The sequence below is a fragment of the Tumebacillus lipolyticus genome (assembly GCF_042682745.1).
Taxonomy (GTDB): Bacteria; Bacillota; Bacilli; order Tumebacillales; family Tumebacillaceae; genus Tumebacillus_A; species Tumebacillus_A lipolyticus.
In genome coordinates this window covers 315385-333918 of record NZ_JBHUIO010000005.1, presented here as the reverse complement: position 1 = coordinate 333918, position 18534 = coordinate 315385, and the positions used below count along the sequence as shown (strand labels likewise).

Genomic DNA, 18534 nt, shown 5'->3' with positions numbered 1-18534 from the left:
GCTCCTTTCACAACGCGTATCATCCTACATTTTAGCATAGAGCAAAGGGGAAGATGTGGAGGAGCAGGATACTGTTTCTGGTATCAAATATTTGATTGACTAAAACATTTAGGGACTATATGATATTGCGAGGGGGAGGAGTTGCACGGTGCGCGAGGAGATCGAAACACAGTTTGTCACGATATTTCGCAAGCTGATCGCCGAATATCGACATGAGCTCAAACGGGATGTGACCGGTCCCCAGATTCAGGTGCTGGAGGCGTTGGAGCGCAACGGTTCGAGCAAAGTATCAGAAGTGGCCGAGATGTTGTACGTGACGGTCGGCGCGGTGACGTTGCTGTCCGATCGGCTGCTCAAGGCAGGTCTGTTGAATCGGGAGCGCTCGGAGCGGGATCGCCGTGTGGTGATGCTTTCGATCACCGATCAGGGGCGGGAATTGCTCACGGAGATCAAGGGCATTCGGCGGCGGTTGTTTGCAAAGTATTTTGGCACACTAACGGAAGACGATCTTCGTGATTTGAATCGGATCTTAAATAAAGTGACTGAAATGCTCGGGGAGGGAGACTATGGAAGAACTAGATAAACGCACAAAGACGATGATCATGCTCGCCATCATGGCCAGCATGTTGTTCGCATCGCTCAACCAGACGATCGTCGGGACCGCACTTCCGCGCATCATCGCGGAGCTGGGCGGCATGGAGTATTATTCTTGGGTATTCACCATCTATATGCTAACTTCGAGCGTGACCGGTCTTCTGGTAGGCAAGCTGTCCGACATGTATGGGCGTAAACCGTTCATCCTGTTCGGTCTGTTGCTGTTTATGATCGGCGCCTTTTTGACCGGAACTTCGCAGACGATCGTGCAGATGATCATCTATCGCGGTCTGCAAGGGCTCGGCGGCGGTTTTATCATGTCGACCGCATTTTCGGCTGTCGGCGACCTGTTCCCACCGCGGGAACGGGGCAAGTGGCAGGGGCTGCTCGGGGCGGTCTTTGGCATGTCGGCGGTGATCGGGCCGTTCTTGGGCGGCTATATTGTTGACAACGCCGAGTGGAAATGGGTGTTCTGGGTCAACCTGCCGATCGGCGTGATCGCCTTCCTGTTGATCTGGCGTCTGTTCCCGAAAGTGGCAGGGCGCTCTGGCGGTCGCATCGACTATCTGGGCGCGATCTTGGTGACGGCGTTCCTCGTCCCGCTCCTGCTCGCCTTTTCATGGGGCGGATCAAAATATGCGTGGGATTCGGGCATGATCATCACCTTGTTTGGTGTCGCCGCGGCTGCACTGCTTCTGTTCATCTGGGCGGAAATTCGCGCGGAGCAACCTGTGCTGCCGATGTCGCTGTTTAAAAACGGAATTTTTGTTGTGTCGAACATGATCGGCTTCCTGACCGGGGTGGCGATGTTCGGCTCGATCATGTACATTCCGCTGTTCGTGCAAGGCGTGGTCGGAACGTCGGCGACCGCATCCGGTCTGGTCACGATGCCGATGATGATCTCGATGGTCGCCTGCTCCGCCATCTCCGGACAGCTGACCAGCCGCACAGGCCGCTACAAGTGGCCGGCGCTGCTCGGCGGCGTCGTGCTGGTGATCGGCATGTATCTGCTGACGCTGATGTCGACAGAGACGACCAACCTCGTCGCGTCGATCGACATGATCATCGTCGGGGCGGGACTCGGCTTCTCGATGCCGATCTTGATGCTGGCGGTGCAGAATGCGACGCCGCAAAACCTGCTCGGCGTCACCTCCTCTTCGGTGCAGCTGTTCCGTCAGATCGGCGGCACAGTCGGCGTTGCGATCATGGGCACGCTGATGAACTCGCGGATTCAGGAAGAGCTGACCAGCACGCTGCCGGCCGAAGTCAAGCAGTTCTTGGCTCGTCCAGAGCTCGCCGACAAAGCGCAAGCGCTGATGAACCCGCAGCTGTTGGTCGATTCGCCCAAGCTGGCACAGATTCGCGAGACGTTAGCTCCACCTGTGCAGGGGGTATTCGACCAGCTGATCGCCACGCTGAAAACGGCGCTGGTGGCAGGGCTGGACTCGGTGTTCGTCGTCGGCTTCTCGCTTTCGATCGTCGCGCTGCTGATCACCTTCTTGCTCAAAGAAATTCCACTTCGCACCTCGAACAAGGAACCCGAACGGGAACCGAAAGAGGAACGCGATCCGAACGTACAACCGTCCGGCTCCTGATGGAGTCGGGCTTTTTTTATTCCCCCGCTTCTGTTGACAGGGGGAATCTATTTTGATTATAGTCTAATTAGAAATACATCGAAGTAGGTGAGCGGCGTGCAGCTTGGCAGAATGTTGGAGTTCCATAAAGCGCTCGGGGATGTGAACCGCTTGAAGATCGTCATGCTGCTGGCAGCAGGTTCTTTGAGCGGTGGGGAGATCGCCGAGAAGCTCGGTTTGACAGCTGCGACGGTGACGCACCACATGAACGTGCTGCGCAACGTGATGCTGGTCAAGGGAGTGCGGGAGAAGAACACGATCTATTTTCATCTGATGGAAAAGGAGTTGCACTTTAAGTCGCAATCGATCTTGAGGAGGGTGGAGCAAGTGAAGCGGACGACCGATGGGGAGCGGGGGAAAGTGGTGCAAAACTTCTTCGATCAAAGCGGGCGGTTGAAAACCATTCCCTCTCAGCGCAAGAAGAAGCTCTATGTGTTTGAACACCTGTTAGAAGGGCTGGAAATTGGACGTTCATACACGGAGCGGGAGATCGACGAATACATCAGGCAGTTTCATGAAGATCACTGCACGATTCGTCGCGAGTTTGTGATCAACCACTACATGTATCGGGAAAATGGCGTCTATACGCTCAACCCGCCTGAGCTGTGGGCGAAGATTGAGTGAGCCAGCTTACAGAATTCGGTCGACTGAAGGAATGAGGGCGACGAGAGGCGAAGGTGCTTGGGAGAATCGATCGGAGGTGCTTCTGTGATGACAGAGATGAAATACAGACGGTTGGGACGCTCCGGCTTGAAAGTTTCGGAGATCGCGCTCGGCTCGTGGCTGACCTATGGCGGCTATACGGAAGATCAGGCGGCGACCGCTTGCATCGATCAGGCGTATGAGCTCGGCATCAACTTTTTTGACACGGCGAACGTCTACCGCCGCGGAGAGGCGGAAAAGGTGGTCGGCAAAGCGCTGGCGAAATACCCGCGCGAATCCTACGTGTTGGCGACCAAAGCGTTTTGGCCGATGGGGGAAGGTCCGAACGACCGCGGCCTGTCGCGCAAACATATCATCGAGCAGGTCAACGCCTCGCTCAAACGGCTGAATGTGGACTATATCGACCTGTGGCAATGTCACCGCTACGATCAGGAGACACCGCTCGATGAAACGCTGCGCGCGATCGACGATCTGATCACGCAGGGCAAGATCCTCTATGCGGGCGTTTCGGAGTGGAAGGCGTCCCAGATCGCAGACGCGCTGCACACAGCAGATAAACTGCTCTTGGATCGCATCGTGTCCAACCAGCCGCAATACTCGATGCTTGAGCGCTACATCGAGCCGGAGATCATTCCGCTGTCGGAGCGGGAAGGCGTCGGACAGGTCGTGTGGTCGCCGCTCGCACAGGGGATGCTGACCGGGAAGTACAAACAGGGTGAAGCACATCCGGCAGGCTCGCGGGCAGCAGTTGAAGACAAGGCTGTCTCAGGCACGATTCAGCGCTTCTTCACCGCGGAGAACTTTGCGAAGGTGGAGCGTTTGCAGACGGTCGCAGAGCGCAAAGCGTGCTCGCTGGCACAGCTTGCGATCGCTTGGATTTTGCGGCAGCCGAACGTCTCGGCGGCGATCGTCGGCGCTTCTCGCCCCGAGCAGGTCGTCGAGAACGTCAAGGCGCTCGATGTTGTGCTCAGCGCAGGCGATCTGGAGGAGATCGAAGCGATCTTGACGCAACAGCGCGCCTGATCGCACGGTGAGGAGGGTGAATCCCTCCGCACGAAAAGGTGAACAACACGTCACGGCAGGCTCCCGCGGGGGGCCTGCCGTTTTGTGTCTTTTGCAGGGGGGGACTTGCCTACGGATGCTCTCCGGCGCGAAACTGTTCGATCAGGTAGGCGGAAGTGCGGGCGGCGAGCGCCATCACCGTGTTGGTCGGGTTGGCACCGCCCGAGGTGACGAAGGAAGCGGCTGAGCAGATGTAGAGATTGTCGATGTCGTGCGACCGACACCAGCTGTTGACGACCGAGGTGTTCGGATCATTCCCCATCCGACAGCCTCCCATCAGATGGGCGGTGTCAGGGATGACAAACTCCGGTTTGCCGCCGGCTGCGATGAGGATCTGATTCATCGTCTGCACCGCGTGCTCGATCAGCTTGCGGTCATTTTCACCGTAGGAAAAGGTCACTTTGGGCAGCGGCAGGCCGTATTTGTCCTTCTGGTCGGTCAGGGTCACGCAGTTGTCCGCCTGTGGCAACACCTCGCCGACCAGCGTGATGCGCCCATACTGGTTGTAGTCGATCATCGTCTCCCGCAACCGCTTGCCCCACACGCCAGCATCGACGGCGAGCCCTTTGCTCATCGCCACCGGGCGGGCACCGTGCGCGTGCAGGGAATAGCCCCGCCGAAAGCCGCGATCAGGCTGTGTCGCATACATCGCCTGCGTGGTCGCGAGCACCGGCGTTCCTTTGTACAGGCGAATCTCCTGTTCGAACCGTCCGTACACATCGTGCGAAGAGTGCGGCATGATGTACTTCCCGACGGTGCCGCTTGAGTTGGCCAGCCCGTCGCGATGCCCTTTGGTGGCAGAAGCGAGGAGCAGACGAGGCGTTTCGACCACGAATGATGACAGGATGATCACCCTGGCCCGCTGGCGATAGTCGACTCCCTCGTGGTGGAAGATCACGCTCTGCGCTTTTCCCGCCTCATCGAGTTCGATCTGCGTCACCATGCAGTCGGTCAAAATTTCTGCACCAGCTGCCATCGCTTTGGGGATGTGATGCACCAAGCCCGAATATTTTGCATTCGGCATGCACCCCTGGTTGCAAAAACCGCGGTTGATACAGGGCGGTCGCCCATCAAAGGGAGCGGAGTTGATCGCCAGCGGCGCGATTGTGCTGCTGATGCCCAACCGCTCACATCCGATGCGAAACATTTCCGCATTGGCGGAGATCGGCTCCCGCTCTGGCATCGGATACGGCCCTGCGAACGGCCCCCACGGAAACCGCTTGGGCCCGGAGACGCCGATCGAGCGCTCGATATAGCTGTAGTACGGCTCCAGGTCCGCATAGCGAATCGGCCAATCCTCGCCGACACCGTCTGCCGTCTTCGTCTGGAAATCGCTCTCGTGAAAGCGCAAAAAGACGCCGGTGAAATGGGTGGTTCCTCCGCCGACCCCGCGACCCGAATTGTTGTGCCCCATCCGCAGGGGATCGCTCCCATCGACGATGCGGGTGTCCTGCCAGCCGAGCCGCTGTGTCGACAGCTCGTCCGAAGCGAAGTCTGACTGCGAATTCCAAAAGGGGCCAGCTTCGATCACGACGACGCGGAGGCCAGCTCGGCTGAGCTCGTACGCCAGCACGCCACCTGCCGCGCCGGCGCCGACGATCACCACATCTGCCTCATCCGGGTATTTGCGGTGATCGAGGTCTGAAAAGCGATGCCCCTCATAATGGCAGCTTGCCGTTTGAGGCGCTTGCTGATTATCCATCTTTTCTCGCCTCCCAAGGGTCGGTCAGTCCTAGCTCGCTGCGCACATATCCTCGCGGGTACGCAGGCCCACCATAGCCGATCTCCGACCAGACGGTTGGATGTGAATAGTAGGCGCTGACCGTCTCCGTGAGCATCTTTTGAAAAAAAGCTCGGGCGGGGATCTGGTCGCCGTTTGGAGCGATCAGCTTTACTGTGCCGTCTTCAAGCTCCATCAGAAGTTCGAGCTGCAACTGGGGGCGGAGGGCTGGATAGGAGCTTGCATTCCGCTTCTGTGCCAGCGCTTCCAGCGCAGCAAGCCCTTGCTTGAGCAGCGCGTGCAGCTCGGGCACGCCCGCTTGGCGCTGGCCTTCCCCGCTGTCGCTGATCAGCTTTGCGTTAAAATGATCGACGATGTAATCGAGGAGAAACGACCGACCATCATCGACGAGCAAGGCGGCCATCGCCCGAATGGCGTCGACCTCCTCGCTCGTCAGCTTGGCGAAGCTCCCAGGCGTCGCCAAGCGCTTTTGCACGATCTGGCGGGTGTGGGCGTCCCAGTGCGCCTGCTCGTCCATCACATCGTAGTTCGGATAGTTGGTTCTGTTATCCACCGTCTCACTCCCTTCGGTTTGTCGAACTTACGACCAATACAGCGCGATCAGCCCGAGCAAGCTCGATCCGGTGATCATCCCGGGCAGCATCAGGGGAGGACCGACCAGAAAGTTGCGCGTCTCGTAGCCGCCGACGCGCGCGCCGACACCGCGAAAATGCATGTACGAGCCGAAGAGCCCAGCGAAGAAAGATAGCGACAAGAGCAAGGTCAGGATCGTGACCAGCCAGTCGGTGCGAGCAACCGAATAGGTCACGAGGGCCAATCCATCGATCGGGGTGGCGATCACCGGAATCCACATCGACCAATGGCGAAAGTTTTGCCGATAGTGAAACAGGGTCACTTGGACAAAGATCATCAGATACAACAGACCGAGGAACAGGACGAGAACTCGATCGAGCGGCCAGCCATACCAGCTTGTGATCATCGCAGTTCAAACACCTCCACAACTTCTAGGGTTGCCAAAAACTTCTAGAAACTATGCGAGCTGCAGATAAGAATTGAACGCTCTTCCTTGCGCAGACTAGACGTACACACTATAATTCAGAAGAACGAGAAAAAGAGACAAAGGTGAGATCGAACACATGCGCATTCGGGGACGTGAAAAGCTAATCAAGCAATACCAAATGCACAAAGCGGCCGGGCGGATTTTGGAGTTGCCGAGCAAGCACAAAGGGCGTTGGCACGAGCTGTTTGGCAATGACAATCCGATCTATATCGAAATCGGCACGGGACGAGGTCGCTTCATCTCGACGCTTGCCCATCAGCACCCTGACATCAACTTTGTCGGGATCGAGCTTGAGCACGAACTGCTCGGTCGAGTCGGCAGGAAGGCGGCGGAGTTGGAAGTGGGGAACAATTTGATCCTGACGCCTGCGGACGCCTCGCGACTGATCGATTTTTTTGATGCGGGTGAAGTGCATCGCATCTACCTCAACTTCTCCGATCCATGGCCGAAGACGCGCCATGCGAAGCGGAGGCTGACCTATCGGAGCTTTTTGCAATCCTACCGCTCTGTGCTCCGAGCGGACGGTGCGGTGCACTTTAAGACGGACAATCGCGACCTGTTCGAGTTTTCGCTAAACGAGCTGGCCGATGATGATTGGAAGCTGTCGGCGATCACGCTCGACTTACATAACAGCAGGTGGATGGAAGGCAACATCATGACCGAGTACGAGGAGAAGTTTTCGTCGCGAGGCATGCCGATCTACCGCGTGGAGGCAAGGCCGTATCCGAAGCGCGAACAGCAGGGCGTAGAATAGCGGCGCCCGCGCCGTTTGTCCTGATCGATCGACACGCATAATTGAGCGGGTCGGCCATATATTGATTCTTGTGAGTCGTTTTCGCGGCTACATAACAGAGAGAGATGGGAAGCCAGCTAAAGCAAACTGGTGGTTCGTAAGGAAAAAGCACCCCGTAGCGGAAACGGGGTGCTTTTTCCTTTGTCGAGAAATTTTTCGCTCTATAGATTTTGTTTGATATATAATTAAAAAGTAACAATTTTAAAAATAGAGAGGGAGGACATAAGATGAAACGGTTCAAAGCAGCGTCGCTCACGCTGTTGGCGCTCTCCTTGACCTGCGCGACAGGGCTGTCTGCACAGGCGGCAACTTCAGATCTGGGCAGCGAGAAACGGGTGGAAGAGGTCAGCCTGCTGGTCAAGGTGAAAGCGGGTCAACAAGCGGGTAAGCTTGCGGGAAAACACAAGGCGAGCAAGATCGAGCAGATCGGCAACAGCGATTGGTACGAGATGAAAATTCCGGCTGGTGAGTCGAAAGCGCAGATCGCAGCGCTCCGCACCGATGGAGGAGTCGAGGCGGTGGAAGAGGATCAACCGGTCAGCATCCAGATGATCCCGAACGATCCCTCCTACCCGAGCCAGTGGTATATGACGAAAGTGCAAGCACCGCTGGCGTGGGACATCACTACGGGCTCGTCGTCGCGCACGATCGCGATCATAGATACGGGCGTCGACCTCAGCCACCCCGATTTCGCTGGCAGGATCGTCGCAGGCTACGACTATGTGAACAACGATTCGGTCGCAAGCGATGACAATGGGCACGGGACGGCGGTAGCGGGCGTTGCGGCTGCCAGCGGGAACAACTCCAACGCGATCGCTGGCATGGATTGGAACGCGAAGATCATGCCGATCAAAGCGCTAAACGCATCGGGGGCGGGCACGGTCTCAGCGATCATCAACAGCATCTATTTTGCGGCGAACAACGGAGCGAATGTGATCAACCTCTCGCTGGCGGGCGGTTCCTATTCGAGCGCCTTCCAAGCGGCGATCGACTATGCGCACAGCATGGGATGCATCATCGTCGCCGCGGCAGACTCCAATTCACCGCCCTCCTATCCGGCAGCCTATAACAATGTGGTCGCGGTGACGGCGACCACGGCGGCAGACGTGCCAGCTGTCACCGCTTCCTATGTCGATATCGGAGCGCCAGGGGCGAACATCATCACCACTCGCATGGGCGGTGGGGTCGCAACCTATTCGGGCTCCTCCTATTCGGCTGCGCTCGTCTCCGGTGCGATGTCGCTCGCTTGGTCCTGCAACCTGACCTACAGCAAAGCGACCGTGGAGACCAGAGTGCTGACGCAAGGTGACAGCATCGGCTACTCCTTCCGCAGATTAAACATGTACAACACGGTAAACGGGTTCTAATCTGTGATCAGGTCGGTCGGACACCTCGAAAAATCGAGGTGTCTTTTTGTATAAAAAAATAAACTGATAATAAAGATTGGTGTGAAAAATTTAGATTGTTGGTAATAATCTGTGAAAATTGCCTATTGCGGGCGAAATTTGCGGGATTTCTGATTTGTGTGATTGTAACTATTAGATTACACTTACATTGTAAGCGAACGATTCAAGTTCGCAAAAAAATAAAGGAGGCTATCAGAATGGCTAAGATGAAGAAAGTAGCAGGAGCATTCCTGGCGGTTGCCCTCGGGGCAGCACTGCTGCCAGCAGCGGGTGTATCCGCAGCAAAACCGGAAGCGGTGGTAAACCCTGGAACTGACCAGATCATCGTGAAGATGAAGCCGAGCAAGGTGGATCAGACAGCATCCGTCGCTGCGAAGGCAGGCGCTTCGGTGAAAAAGGCGATCGACGGCAACCTGAAAGTGCTGAAAGTGACCGACGGGAAAGTGGGCGACGTGCTGGCGAAGGTGCAAGCTGACCCGAACGTCGAGTACGCAGAGCTCGATCCGATCATGAAGATCAACCTCATCCCGAACGATCCGTCCTACTCCAGCCAGTGGCATTTGCCGAAGATCAAAGCTCCGCAAGCGTGGGACATCACCACCGGTTCGACGTCGACGAAGATCGCGATCATCGACACCGGCGTTGACCTGAGCCATCCGGATCTGTCCGCGAAGATCATCCCTGGCTACGACTTTGTCAACGGAGACAGCGTAGCACAGGATGACCACGGTCATGGCACTCACTGCGCAGGGATCGCAGCTGCGAGCACCAACAACAGCACCAACGGGGCAGGCGTTGACTGGCAAGCGCGAATCATGCCGATCAAAGTTCTGAACTCTGCAGGTTCGGGCTACACGTCTGACATCATCAACGGCGTGAACTGGGCGGTCGCCAACGGCGCGAACATCATCTCGATGTCGCTGGGCGGCACCGGCTCCAGCGCTGCGTTCCAAACGGCGATCAACAACGCGTGGGCTAATAACGTGGTCATCGTGGCGGCGGCAGGTAACGCTGGCAACACGGTGAAAAACTATCCGGGCGCATACAACAACGTGGTAGCGGTCGGTTCGACCGACAGCGCGGATAACAGATCTTCCTTCTCCACCTACGGTTCTTGGGTACACGTAGCAGCTCCGGGCACCTCGATCAACTCGACTCGTCTCGGCGGCGGCATGACCGTCATGTCCGGTACCTCGATGGCGACTCCGATCGTCGCAGGGGTGGCAGGTCTGGTCAGAGCGAAAAACCCGAGCCTCTCCAACGCAGGGATCGTCAGCAAGATCTTCAGCGGCGCTGACCCGATCGGTGTTCCTGGTTGGTGGCAATATGGCCGCGTAAACGCACTCAACTCCCTGTAAGCAGGGATCTCAATACACCCCTTCGCCAATTTGGTGAAGGGGTGTGTTTATAAGAAAGACGGTACGATCATCAAATTTTTTTAAGGTGCTATGAAAAGTATGGATGAGAAAAGGGGCGATCCGAATGGCGAAGGTGAAAAAAATAGCGGGTGCAATTCTTGCGGTTGCCCTCGGGGCAGCTCTGTTACCGAGCGCGGGTGCGACCGCAGAAAAACCGGAGGCGACAGTTTCTCCAAGCACCGACCAGATCATCGTGAAGATGAAGCCGAGCAAGCTGGATCAGACGGCAGCCGTCGCTGCTAAGGCTGGCGCTTCGGTAAAAAAGTCGATCGACAGCAACCTGAAAGTGCTGAAAGTGGCTGACGGGAATGTGGGCGACGTGCTCGCTAAGCTACAAAATGATGCGAACGTCGAGTACGCAGAGCTCGATCACATCATGAAGATCAGCGTCACTCCGAACGATCCATCCTACTCCAGTCAATACCACCTGCCGAAGATCCAAGCTCCGCAAGCGTGGGACATCACCACTGGTTCGACGTCGACAAAGATCGCGATCATCGATACGGGTGTAGATCTTACCCATCCAGATTTGTCCGCAAAGATCATCGGCGGATACAATGCGATCACCGGAACCACCAATGCACAGGACGACCACGGTCATGGTACTCATGTAGCAGGGATTGCAGCTGCGAGCAGCAACAACAGCACCAACGGTGCTGGCGTTGATTGGCAAGCGCGAATCATGCCGATCAAAGTTCTTGACGCTGGTGGTTCGGGCTACACATCTGACATCATCAACGGTGTGAACTGGGCGGTTGCTAACGGCGCGCATATCATCAACATGTCGCTCGGCGGTGGTGCTGCGAACGCTTCGTTCCAATCGGCGATCAACAACGCGTGGGCGGTAGGTGCGATCATCGTGGCGGCAGCAGGCAACAACGGCAACACGGTGAAACAGTATCCGGCTGCGTATAACAACGTGGTAGCGGTCGCTTCGACCGACAGTGCGGACAACAAATCTTCCTTCTCCACCTACGGCACTTGGGTATACGTGGCAGCTCCTGGCACCTCGATCCTTTCGACTCGCCTCGGCGGTGGCATGACTACGATGTCGGGCACCTCGATGGCTGCTCCGGTCGTCGCAGGGGTAGCAGGCCTGGTTCGCGCGGCGAACCCGAGCCTTTCCAACGCGGGGATCATCAGCAAGATCTGCGCTGGAGCAGACCCGATTGGTGTTCCTACCTGGTGGCAATGTGGCCGCGTAAACGCACGCAATTCCCTGTGAGCAGGGATCTCGATACATCCCTTCTCCGATCTGGTGAAGGGGATGCAAAGTATGGATGAGGAAAGGGGCGATCCGAATGGCGAAGGTGAAAAAAATAGCGGGCGCAATCCTTGCGGTTGCACTCGGGGTGGCTCTGCTGCCGAGCGCGGGAGTGACCGCAGAAAAATCGGAAGCGACGGTTTCTCCAAGTACCGACCAGATCATCGTGAAGATGAAGCCGAGCAAGGTGGATCAGACGGCAACCGTCGCTGCTAAGAGCGGTGCGACAGTGAAAAAGTCGATCGACAGCGACCTGAAAGTGCTAAAAGTGTCGGATGGGAACGTGGGCGACGTGCTCGCCAAGCTAAAAGCTGATCCGAACGTCGAGTATGCAGAGCTCGATCCGATCATGACGATCAGCCTCACCCCGAACGATCCCTCCTACTCCAGCCAATACCACCTGACGAAGATCCAAGCTCCGGCAGCGTGGGACATCACCACCGGTTCGACGTCGACGAAGATCGCGATCATCGACACGGGTGTAGATCTCACCCATCCGGATCTGTCGGCGAAGATCATTCCCGGCTACGACTTTGCCAACGGAGACAGCGTCGCGCAGGATGACCATGGCCATGGAACTCAGGTTGCAGGGGTCGCAGCTGCTAGCACTAACAACTATCAGGAGGGTGCAGGAGTTGACTGGCAAGCGCGTATCATGCCGATCAAAGTTGTGAACGCGGGCACTCCAGGCTACACGTCTGACGTCATCCTCGGCGTGAAGTGGGCGGCCGCCAACGGCGCACATATCATCTTGATGTCGTTGGACAGCTCTCTTTACAACGCGGTGCTCCAAACGGAGATCAACAACGCTTGGGCGGCAGGTGCGGTCATCGTAGCGCCGGCAGGCAACTCCGGCAACACGGTGAGACGCTACCCAGCCGGATACAACAACGTCGTAGCGGTCGCTTGGACAGACAGCGCGGATAACAAATCCTCTTACTCCACCTATGGCTCGTGGGTACACGTGGCAGCCCCAGGTACCTCGATCAGATCGACTCGACTGGGTGGTGGCATGAGCAATTGGTCGGGCACCTCGATGGCTGCTTCGGTCGTTGCAGGTCTGGCAGGTCTGGTCAGAGCGAACAATCCGAGCCTCTCCAACGCGGGGATCGTCAACAAGATCTTCACTGGTGCAGACCCGATAACCGGCACTGGCGTCTGGTGGAGATATGGCCGCGTCAATGCACTCAACTCACTATGAGCAGGAATCTCAGAAAGCCATTCACGAAAATCATTTTCGCAATACACCCCTTCACTATTAGTAAGGGGGTGTATTTATTAGAATATTATGAAGAAATTTGACGTTATCTTTAGTTTTATCGAATAAAGCTGTGGAAAGTGGTCGTTATTTGGTGAAATGGGTGATTTCCTGATTTGTGTTGTTACATTTATTACATTACACTTACATTATAAGCGAACGATTCGAGTTCGCGATATATAAAGGAGGCTATCAAAATGGCGAAGATGAAGAAAGTAGCAGGAGCATTTCTGGCGGTTGCCCTCGGGGCAGCACTGTTTCCGGCAGCGGGTGTATCCGCAGCAAAGTCGGAAGCGGTGGTAAACCCTGGCACTGACCAGATCATCGTGAAGATGAAGCCGAGCAAGGTGGATCAGACGGCAGCAGTTGCTGCTAAGGCTGGCGCTTCGGTGAAAAAGGCGATCGACGGCAACCTGAAAGTGCTGAAAGTGGCTGATGGGAATGTGGGCGACGCGCTCGCGAAGGTGCAAGCTGATCCGAACGTCGAATACGCAGAGCTCGATCAGATCATGAAGATCGACCTCACCCCGAACGATCCGTCCTACTCCAGCCAGTGGCACTTGCCGAAGATTCAAGCTCCGGCAGCGTGGAACATCACCACCGGTTCGACGTCGACGAAGATCGCGATCATCGATACCGGCGTTGACTTGACGCATCCGGATCTGTCCGCGAAGATCATCGGTGGATACAACGCGATCACCGGAACGACCAACGCGCAGGACGATCACGGTCATGGCACGCACTGCGCGGGCATCGCGACTGCGAGCACCGACAACAACCTCAACGGTGCTGGTGTTGACTGGAAGGCGCGCATCATGCCGGTCAAAGTTCTTGACGCTGGTGGTTCGGGCTACACGTCTGACATCATCAATGGCGTGAACTGGGCGGTCGCCAACGGTGCGAACATCATCTCGATGTCACTCGGCGGCGGTGCTGCGAACGCATCCTTCCAAACGGCGATCAACAACGCGTGGGCTAATAACGTGGTCATCGTGGCAGCTGCAGGCAACAACGGCAATACGGTAAAACACTACCCGGCTGCCTACAACAACGTGGTAGCGGTCGGTTCGACCGACAGCGCGGATAACAGATCCTCTTTCTCCACCTACGGCTCTTGGGTACACGTGGGAGCTCCGGGCTCCTCGATCCTTTCGACTCGCCTCGGCGGTGGCATGACCACCATGTCCGGTACCTCGATGGCGACTCCGGTCGTCGCAGGTCTGGCAGGTCTGGTCAGAGCGAACAACCCGAGCCTCTCCAACGCAGGGATCGTCAGCAAGATCTTCAGCGGCGCTGACCCGATCGGTGTACCTGGTTGGTGGCAATACGGCCGCGTAAACGCACTCAACTCCCTGTAAGCACAGGGGTTCACGACCCCCTCTTCTTCTTCGGAAGGAGAGGGGGTTTTATAGAAGCAAGCAGAAAAAGAGGAGGCGATCCAATTGAGCAAAAGAATGCGAGCAGCCAGCGCCATTCTCGCGGTGGCACTGGGGACAGCCCTATTGCCGACAGCAGGTGTGACGGCGGCGACAACAGCAGAAGGGATCTCTGTCAGCACCGACCAGATCATCGTCAAGCTGAAGGCGGGAAAAGCGGATCGATCGGCAAGCGTTGCTGCCAAGCATGGCGCGACGGTGAAAAAATCGCTCGACAGCGATTGGAAAGTGCTGAAAGTGCCGGCTGGGCAAGCGGGTAAAGTGCTCGCTCAGCTGAAGGCGGACGAGAGTGTGGAACACGCGGAGCTCGATGCGATCATGACGGCAAACGCAGTCCCGAACGATCCCGCCTACTCCAGCCAGTGGCACTTGCAAAAGATCAACGCGCCGCAAGCGTGGGACTATACGCTCGGTTCGACGTCGTCGAAGATCGCGATCATCGACACCGGGGTGGATCTCGATCATCCAGATCTGGTCGCGAAGATCGTGCCAGGCTATGATTTTGTCAACGGGGACAGCATCGCCGACGATGACAACGGCCACGGCACTCATATAGCCGGGATCGCAGCGGCGAGCACTAACAACAGCATCGACGGTGCGGGGGTGGATTGGAACGCGAAGATCATGCCGGTCAAAGTGTTGAACGCCGCAGGATCGGGCTACACGTCTGACATCATCAGCGGGGTGAACTGGGCGGTGACCAACGGCGCGCAGATCATCTCGTTGTCGCTGGGCGGATCGAGCGCAAGCACCGCCTTCCAGACGGCGATCGACAATGCGTGGAGCGCAGGCGCATTTATCGTGGCGGCGGCTGGTGGATCGGCGAGCACGACCAAGAACTATCCGGCCGCCTACAACCACGTCTTCTCGGTCGCAGCGACAGACAGTGCAGATAACAAAGCTTCCTTCACCACGTACGGGACTTGGGTTGACATCGCAGCTCCAGGAACTTCGATCCTCTCGACCAAGATGGGCGGGGGCATGACGACCATGTCGGGCGCCTCGATGTCCACTCCGATGGTTGCCGGCGCAGCCGGGCTGGTGCGAGCTGCCAATCCTGGCATCTCAAACGCAGGGATCGAAAGCAAGCTTTGCGCCGGGGCAGACCCGATCACCGGCACGGGCACCTATTGGCAATGCGGGCGTTTAAACGTTCGCAACTCGCTGTAAACGATCATTCTGTTCACACCTCTTCCTAGGCAGTTTGAAGAGGTGTTCTTTTTTTGAAACTTTTTTGAAGGATTTCCGTAAAATCTTTCGTCAATAGAAAGAGAAGGATGGAGGGGAATCGGAGATGAAAGCTACAAGGATTGCTGTCGCATCTGTACTCGGAGTGCTGGTCTTGGGTGGAGTGATCAGCTCCCTGTTCTTGTTCAATCAGGAAACGCGCAATTATGATGAGCACAAGACGGTCGAGGGGGAGAAGGTAGCTTCTGTGCAGATCAGCACTTCGAGCACAGATGTGAACCTGCTCAAGTCGAACGATGATCAAATACATGTCGATTTTACCGGGCAAGTGAAAAACGGCGGTTTTGGCGGTGGGGATTACCAGGTGAACACCGCGCTGAGCGGTGATGTGCTCAAGGTCGAGGTTGAGCGGGAGTGGAGCTTTCAGATCGGCTTCACCAATGAGCGCAACCTTCGCCTCGATGTGCGGCTGCCGGAAAAGGTGTTCAATGAACTTGCCGTCTCCACCTCATCGGGCGATATCGAAGCAAAAGGGCTGAAGGCGGAGACGGTCGTCCTAAGATCGTCCTCTGGTGATATCCAGGGGGGAGATATCCAAGGGAAGTCGCTCAAATTCAGAACATCATCTGGCGATATGCAGCTGCAAAACCTGATCGGCAGGCTGTATGCGGAAACTTCCTCCGGCCAGGTCGGACTGCGCAAGTGGACGGGGGAGTCGCTGGAGGCGGAGAGTAGCTCTGGCGATCTGCTGATGAGCGATCTGACTGGGAAGGTAAAAGCGAACTCTACATCCGGTGAGCTTCGCATCGGGATGAGCGCCTTGCAGGAGAATATCGACCTTTCGACATCTTCTGGGAATGTTGAGGTGCGACTGCCGAGCAATTCGTACATGAAACTCAATTTCCGCAGTTCTTCTGGCGAGGCGAACGTGGAGTTTCCGATGCAGATCTCCCGTCAGGAAAAAGGTTCGTTCATCGCGGAGATCGGCACGGGTGGACCGTCCGTCCGAGTGGATACGTCGAGCGGCGACCTGCGGGTGATCCAAGACTGAGGAAGAGCGGTCGCAGAGGGGGAAATCCTTTTGCAGACCGCCTTTTTTATTGAAATCGGTCGGTCGGTGATGGCGAAAAGTCTGAAAATTGAGTATAATGGAGACAAGAAACTTCTATCACAAAGACGGGGAGGCGACGTTGATGATGGAGCTCAATGGTAAACGAAACAAAGTTGACTGCGAGAGGCCGATCCATGTGTCGAGTGAAGATGTGAAGAAAGCGCTGTTGAGCCGAGCGATCGAAGCGAGGATTCCGGTGCTGCGGCTCGAACTTGATTACGAGCTGATGTCCTTGCACGATGCGATCGTCTCTGGAAATGCGGTGGAGCGAGAGCGCGTGAAAAGCCGCTTGCAGGATCTGCGGCAAGAGATGTTGATGTATGAGATGTTTTCGCAAAAACATGCAGGAGGTACTGTGCAGAAGTGATCGAGCTGACAACTGAAAGTTACCCGCAGAGGCGGTAGAGCAGATTCCAGCAAGGGAAGCGCGGAAGCTCTATCGCCTTTTGTGTGAGCAGCTTTTGGGAGACAGATACAAATGAATTCCATCGCGGTGGGAAACAATAGATCGGGCAAAGTTTACGCGGAAGGGGTGCGGAGCGGATGACGATGAAACTGGTGAACCAACTCTATCACCATTACAAAGACCAACTGGTTGGCGATGAAGAAGATGCGGCGATCATCGTCTCTGGAATATTAGAGAGCTTGGCAAAGGACGATCTGCTGGCGATGATTCAGGAGCTGGAGCGCGAAGAGCTGTATGAGATGCTCGGGCGGTATATGGTCGATCAACTGCGCGAGATGATGACCCAAGAGGGGGTCGGAAAGCATGATGGCTGGCCAGCTTCAGAGGAGGGCGACCTCCATTGAGAGTTGGAGGACGAAAGCCCCGCGAGATTGTTGCCCGCACCCAAAAACGTTTCTGTAGACTAAAACGAGGTGCGGAGAGTACCATCTTACATGCAGAGTCTTTTGAGATGGGAGCGGGGACGATGGATGACAAACTAGACAAGATGAAACAGGGAGAACGTGGTGCATGGATCAGCATCATCGCCTATCTGATCCTGTCCATTTTAAAGCTGGTTGTTGGCTACGCATCCGATTCGAAAGCGCTGTTTGCCGATGGTCTGAACAACTCGACAGACATCGTCGCCTCTGTCGCCGTCCTGATCGGTCTGCGCATCGCGCGGAAACCGGCAGACGATGATCACAAATATGGCCACTACCGAGCGGAGACGGTCGCTACCTTTATCGCTGCGCTGATCATGGCGGGCGTCAGCATCAACGTGCTGTGGGATGCGGTGCAGAGCATGATCGACCGCAACTTTGTCGTACCCGATCCGATCTCGATGTGGGTTGCGCTGTTTTCGGCAGGCGTGATGCTGATCGTCGGAACGTATAACGGGCGCTTGGGCAAGCGGATCAACTCGCAGGCGGTGTTGGCTGCAGCGGCAGATAACCGCTCTGACGCGTTCGTTTCGATCGGTGCGTTTGTCGGCATCTTGGGCGCGCAGTTTGGCTGGCACTGGCTCGATCCGATCGCAGCTGTCCTCGTCGGCCTGATCATCTTGAAGACCGCCTACCAGATCTTTCGAGAAGCGGTGCATGCGCTGACCGATGGGTTTGATGAAGCACATCTGAAAGTGTTGGAAGATATGATATTAGGTGTGCCGCAGGTGCACTCGATCGTCGATATCAAGGCGCGCACCTATGGCAGCAACGTATATGTCGATGCGGTGATCGGCGTCGATGAGCGGTTGACGGTCGGCGAATCGCACGATATCACCGAGCAGATCGAAAAGCTGCTGTTCGACAAGGAAAAGATCGAATATGTGCACATCCACGTTGAACCGGTGGATGTTTCTACAGAAAAGAAGGGACACCGCTAGGGCGTCCCTTTTTGATCGCGGGAGACACATGAATGTAATAAATCAACAATTGCATTTTCTTGCTCTTTTGCCCATAC

General features: G+C 56.3%; 18 protein-coding genes. 15 read left to right on the top strand and 3 right to left on the bottom strand.

Going from position 1 to position 18534, the window contains the following annotated elements:
• The first annotated feature begins 148 nt into the window (after positions 1-148).
• The 4 genes from ACFSOY_RS06865 (at position 149) to ACFSOY_RS06850 (ending at position 3914) form a co-directional block, all read left to right on the top strand.
• Entirely contained in the window at positions 149-583 is a 435-nt protein-coding gene (locus ACFSOY_RS06865; RefSeq protein ID WP_386045078.1) for a MarR family winged helix-turn-helix transcriptional regulator, read from the top strand.
• A complete protein-coding gene (locus ACFSOY_RS06860) occupies positions 567-2189 on the top strand; it encodes an MDR family MFS transporter (RefSeq protein WP_386045076.1) in 1623 nt (540 codons plus the stop codon). Before ACFSOY_RS06865 ends, ACFSOY_RS06860 begins: the two co-directional genes overlap by 17 nt.
• 96 nt (positions 2190-2285) lie before the next feature.
• Positions 2286-2852 carry a DUF2087 domain-containing protein gene (locus ACFSOY_RS06855; RefSeq protein ID WP_386045074.1) on the top strand — a complete coding sequence of 189 codons (567 nt, stop codon included), beginning with the start codon at positions 2286-2288 and terminating at the stop codon, positions 2850-2852.
• Between the two features lie 96 nt (positions 2853-2948).
• Positions 2949-3914 carry an aldo/keto reductase family protein gene (locus ACFSOY_RS06850; RefSeq protein ID WP_386046764.1) on the top strand — a complete coding sequence of 322 codons (966 nt, stop codon included), beginning with the start codon at positions 2949-2951 and terminating at the stop codon, positions 3912-3914.
• A 109-nt stretch (positions 3915-4023) separates the two neighbouring features.
• Here ACFSOY_RS06850 and ACFSOY_RS06845 read toward each other — a convergent pair whose 3' ends face one another.
• The 3 genes from ACFSOY_RS06845 to ACFSOY_RS06835 are packed head-to-tail and all read right to left on the bottom strand — an operon-like array spanning position 4024 to position 6673.
• Entirely contained in the window at positions 4024-5655 is a 1632-nt protein-coding gene (locus tag ACFSOY_RS06845) for a GMC family oxidoreductase (RefSeq protein WP_386045072.1), read from the bottom strand.
• The gene (locus ACFSOY_RS06840) at positions 5648-6247 is read right to left on the bottom strand and encodes a gluconate 2-dehydrogenase subunit 3 family protein (protein WP_386045070.1); all 600 of its coding nucleotides are present in this window, start codon (positions 6245-6247) and stop codon (positions 5648-5650) included. Before ACFSOY_RS06840 ends, ACFSOY_RS06845 begins: the two co-directional genes overlap by 8 nt.
• 27 nt (positions 6248-6274) lie before the next feature.
• Entirely contained in the window at positions 6275-6673 is a 399-nt protein-coding gene (locus tag ACFSOY_RS06835; protein WP_386045068.1) for a hypothetical protein, read from the bottom strand.
• A 157-nt stretch (positions 6674-6830) separates the two neighbouring features.
• On the opposite strand from ACFSOY_RS06835, the gene trmB reads away from it, so the two are divergent.
• From trmB to ACFSOY_RS06780, 11 genes are all read left to right on the top strand, one after another.
• A complete protein-coding gene (trmB, locus tag ACFSOY_RS06830; RefSeq protein ID WP_386045066.1) occupies positions 6831-7508 on the top strand; it encodes a tRNA (guanosine(46)-N7)-methyltransferase TrmB in 678 nt (225 codons plus the stop codon).
• A gap of 266 nt (positions 7509-7774) precedes the next feature.
• Complete coding sequence (locus ACFSOY_RS06825) at positions 7775-8914, top strand: S8 family serine peptidase (RefSeq protein WP_386045064.1); 1140 nt, start codon at positions 7775-7777, stop codon at positions 8912-8914.
• A gap of 236 nt (positions 8915-9150) precedes the next feature.
• Positions 9151-10311: a S8 family peptidase gene (locus ACFSOY_RS06820; RefSeq protein WP_386045062.1), complete on the top strand. Its 1161-nt coding sequence runs from the start codon at positions 9151-9153 to the stop codon at positions 10309-10311.
• Positions 10312-10435: 124 nt separating this feature from the next.
• Positions 10436-11596 carry a S8 family peptidase gene (locus ACFSOY_RS06815; protein ID WP_386045060.1) on the top strand — a complete coding sequence of 387 codons (1161 nt, stop codon included), beginning with the start codon at positions 10436-10438 and terminating at the stop codon, positions 11594-11596.
• 76 nt (positions 11597-11672) lie between these two features.
• On the top strand, positions 11673-12836 hold the full coding sequence (locus ACFSOY_RS06810; RefSeq protein ID WP_386045058.1) for a S8 family serine peptidase: 1164 nt from the start codon (positions 11673-11675) through the stop codon (positions 12834-12836).
• A 254-nt stretch (positions 12837-13090) separates the two neighbouring features.
• On the top strand, positions 13091-14251 hold the full coding sequence (locus tag ACFSOY_RS06805) for a S8 family peptidase (RefSeq protein ID WP_386045057.1): 1161 nt from the start codon (positions 13091-13093) through the stop codon (positions 14249-14251).
• A gap of 84 nt (positions 14252-14335) precedes the next feature.
• Entirely contained in the window at positions 14336-15499 is a 1164-nt protein-coding gene (locus ACFSOY_RS06800; protein ID WP_386045055.1) for a S8 family peptidase, read from the top strand.
• 124 nt (positions 15500-15623) lie between these two features.
• On the top strand, positions 15624-16568 hold the full coding sequence (locus ACFSOY_RS06795) for a DUF4097 family beta strand repeat-containing protein (RefSeq protein ID WP_386045054.1): 945 nt from the start codon (positions 15624-15626) through the stop codon (positions 16566-16568).
• Positions 16569-16710: 142 nt separating this feature from the next.
• On the top strand, positions 16711-16995 hold the full coding sequence (locus ACFSOY_RS06790; RefSeq protein ID WP_386045052.1) for a hypothetical protein: 285 nt from the start codon (positions 16711-16713) through the stop codon (positions 16993-16995).
• 176 nt (positions 16996-17171) lie between these two features.
• On the top strand, positions 17172-17438 hold the full coding sequence (locus ACFSOY_RS06785) for a DUF6154 family protein (protein WP_386045050.1): 267 nt from the start codon (positions 17172-17174) through the stop codon (positions 17436-17438).
• A gap of 122 nt (positions 17439-17560) precedes the next feature.
• Positions 17561-18457: a cation diffusion facilitator family transporter gene (locus tag ACFSOY_RS06780; RefSeq protein WP_386045048.1), complete on the top strand. Its 897-nt coding sequence runs from the start codon at positions 17561-17563 to the stop codon at positions 18455-18457.
• The last annotated feature ends 77 nt before the right edge of the window (positions 18458-18534 follow it).

Excerpts from the sequence above, each read along its gene's own strand:
- ACFSOY_RS06860 (WP_386045076.1), top strand. The coding sequence starts at position 567 with ATGGAAGAACTAGATAAACGCACAAAGACGATGATCATGCTCGCCATC.
- ACFSOY_RS06850 (WP_386046764.1), top strand. The coding sequence starts at position 2,949 with ATGAAATACAGACGGTTGGGACGCTCCGGCTTGAAAGTTTCGGAGATC.
- ACFSOY_RS06845 (WP_386045072.1), bottom strand. The coding sequence starts at position 5,655 with ATGGATAATCAGCAAGCGCCTCAAACGGCAAGCTGCCATTATGAGGGG.
- ACFSOY_RS06835 (WP_386045068.1), bottom strand. The coding sequence starts at position 6,673 with ATGATCACAAGCTGGTATGGCTGGCCGCTCGATCGAGTTCTCGTCCTG.
- trmB (WP_386045066.1), top strand. The coding sequence starts at position 6,831 with ATGCGCATTCGGGGACGTGAAAAGCTAATCAAGCAATACCAAATGCAC.
- ACFSOY_RS06825 (WP_386045064.1), top strand. The coding sequence starts at position 7,775 with ATGAAACGGTTCAAAGCAGCGTCGCTCACGCTGTTGGCGCTCTCCTTG.
- ACFSOY_RS06820 (WP_386045062.1), top strand. The coding sequence starts at position 9,151 with ATGGCTAAGATGAAGAAAGTAGCAGGAGCATTCCTGGCGGTTGCCCTC.
- ACFSOY_RS06815 (WP_386045060.1), top strand. The coding sequence starts at position 10,436 with ATGGCGAAGGTGAAAAAAATAGCGGGTGCAATTCTTGCGGTTGCCCTC.
- ACFSOY_RS06810 (WP_386045058.1), top strand. The coding sequence starts at position 11,673 with ATGGCGAAGGTGAAAAAAATAGCGGGCGCAATCCTTGCGGTTGCACTC.
- ACFSOY_RS06805 (WP_386045057.1), top strand. The coding sequence starts at position 13,091 with ATGGCGAAGATGAAGAAAGTAGCAGGAGCATTTCTGGCGGTTGCCCTC.
- ACFSOY_RS06795 (WP_386045054.1), top strand. The coding sequence starts at position 15,624 with ATGAAAGCTACAAGGATTGCTGTCGCATCTGTACTCGGAGTGCTGGTC.
- ACFSOY_RS06790 (WP_386045052.1), top strand. The coding sequence starts at position 16,711 with ATGATGGAGCTCAATGGTAAACGAAACAAAGTTGACTGCGAGAGGCCG.
- ACFSOY_RS06785 (WP_386045050.1), top strand. The coding sequence starts at position 17,172 with ATGACGATGAAACTGGTGAACCAACTCTATCACCATTACAAAGACCAA.
- ACFSOY_RS06780 (WP_386045048.1), top strand. The coding sequence starts at position 17,561 with ATGGATGACAAACTAGACAAGATGAAACAGGGAGAACGTGGTGCATGG.